The organism is Kovacikia sp. CALU 1929 (genome assembly GCF_056784235.1).
Window position 1 is genome coordinate 1 of the sequence record NZ_JBXBCF010000040.1, and the last position, 1873, is coordinate 1873.

2 protein-coding genes and 1 pseudogene are annotated in these 1873 nt (G+C 43.5%); 2 read left to right on the forward strand and 1 reads right to left on the reverse strand.

Annotation, left to right across the window (positions count from 1 at the left end):
• Nucleotides 1–92: 92 nt before the first annotated feature.
• Complete coding sequence (locus AC1S52_RS03060) at nt 93–485, forward strand: hypothetical protein (RefSeq protein WP_482027571.1); 393 nt, start codon at nt 93–95, stop codon at nt 483–485.
• A 613-nt stretch (nt 486–1098) separates the two neighbouring features.
• Nucleotides 1099–1626 (forward strand): hypothetical protein, encoded by a 528-nt coding sequence (locus AC1S52_RS03065; RefSeq protein WP_482027572.1) that lies wholly within the window; start codon nt 1099–1101, stop codon nt 1624–1626.
• A 131-nt stretch (nt 1627–1757) separates the two neighbouring features.
• Here AC1S52_RS03065 and AC1S52_RS03070 read toward each other — a convergent pair.
• Nucleotides 1758–1873 (reverse strand): annotated as a pseudogene (locus AC1S52_RS03070) (IS1 family transposase); the annotation flags it as partial.

Below are 1873 nucleotides of genomic sequence, written 5' to 3' on the forward strand. Positions count from 1 at the left end.
GACTTCACACAATACACAGAACGTGACCCCACACGACGACCGTTCATGCTAACTGAACCCAGTTCAACCCCCCTCGCCACCGGTGACATGGTATGAGTCTTGAATCAATGTCAGTGAAGGTGGCTGATAAAGTGGCTCGGCAGCAATTCACAGTATCCGCCAACTTGCGCTGCCAAAATCCTGCTTGTAAACGTGAGTGTCTGCGACCTGGGGAATCAATGGATGATTTTATAGATCGAATTTGGAATGAGCAACGGCTGGATGTATTGGGAGGGCTGACAAGTCAGCACTTGCGCGATCGCGACCAGAAGTCAGATAGCCCTTGTGATTCAATCCAACCGTTCATTATGAAGGCGATGTCCGATGGCAATGGGGGTTATCTGGCACTTTGCGGCTCTTGTGCGATTAAGTTTATTCAACCCTCTCCCCAACAAAGTTTTTTGCAGACAAAACTTGAGTTTTTGGGGCAGTTGCGGTTGCTGTAGTTCTTTTCTTCGTCAGTGGGACTCCAATAAAAAAAGAAGTGATGTTTGTGATGAATGCGCGATCGCTTGAAATAAGTCAATGGAAAGGGCAAGCGATCGCAACCGTCAAGTACACAAAGCTTTTGTGAAGCCCGTAAATTTACGGTAATTTTCTCCGGAGAGCTGCTAATATCGGCGTAATTTCCTACAGGGAGGATGATCCATCCTCAAAACCCTTGTTGTAAAGCAAGTGAGAATTTTGGGCAGGGTGCGATCGCCTAGCGATGGCACATTTTGTATGAGGGTGCAGTTAGGAGTCTACTTGTTGAGTAAATCTGACTTTTCTCCGATTTTTTCCCGACCTTTTTCCGACTGACATGGTAGATATGTGGAGATTAAGCTGAATTCAATTCAAGCAAATTAGACCGAGAGGTTATCTTCTGGGTGCAACAAGAAGGTTCAAAGTGAGGGTGCGATCGCCAAGTGTGCCAAGGTTGAGTAAATTTGCGGAATTTATGATGACTTTTCTGGGTAGACGTAAATAAGTGGATTTTAGAACCGGATTTATCCCGGATATCAGCAACGCATGACTCAACAGTTTTAGTTCAACAATTATGTATTCAGTGAGGTAAACATGAGATATTCATTAATTCTTCAAGGTGCTTTAGGTATTGCCATTTCAATTTCTACTTGCATCTTTTCTTCAACTGCTCAAGCACATTCTCTTTGTAAAACCTTAGGAGAAAGGTTAGATCCATTTAAGCAGTGTAGTCATACGCACTTTACAGGTCGTACCGTTGTTCCTTCCTCCATTGGTTATTTTGATAATGGAGCCACAGTCTTTTACACCGATGGAAAATTTTATTGCGGTTTTGTAAGTCCGAATCATCATCAGTTTTTTAAGGCAGTAAATTCTGCAAAAAGTTTGGGGCGACGGAATCCCAAAGATTTTGGCACATACACTGGTGTTTGTGATTTACCAAGTGGATATTTTAACAATGGGGCTACTACATTTTATTCAGCAGGAAATGGAACCTTCTGTGGATTTCCAAATCCACAATCATACGATTCTCATGGACGCTCTAGATCTCAACTACCTCGTTTTGGTCGTATTGACATAGAACCGAAGAGGTTTATGGAATATACAGGTGTTTGTAAGTAGAGAAATGGCGGTCTAGCAATTCTAGTGTAGTGGATTGACCGAATCTGCTTGGGTGAGATGCAAATGCATCGGCAACCACTGACCAGAACTGTTAGGTAGCTGGTGAAGGCGTTGCTGAATAGAAATATGATTTACTGCGGGACGGGCACATCACCAAATTTGAGGTAGTGTAGTAGCAAGCGAATCGAGTGCTTCAGCATTTCTACGGACTTGGAATAGCACAAGGTCTTGCGATGCAACCGGGCAA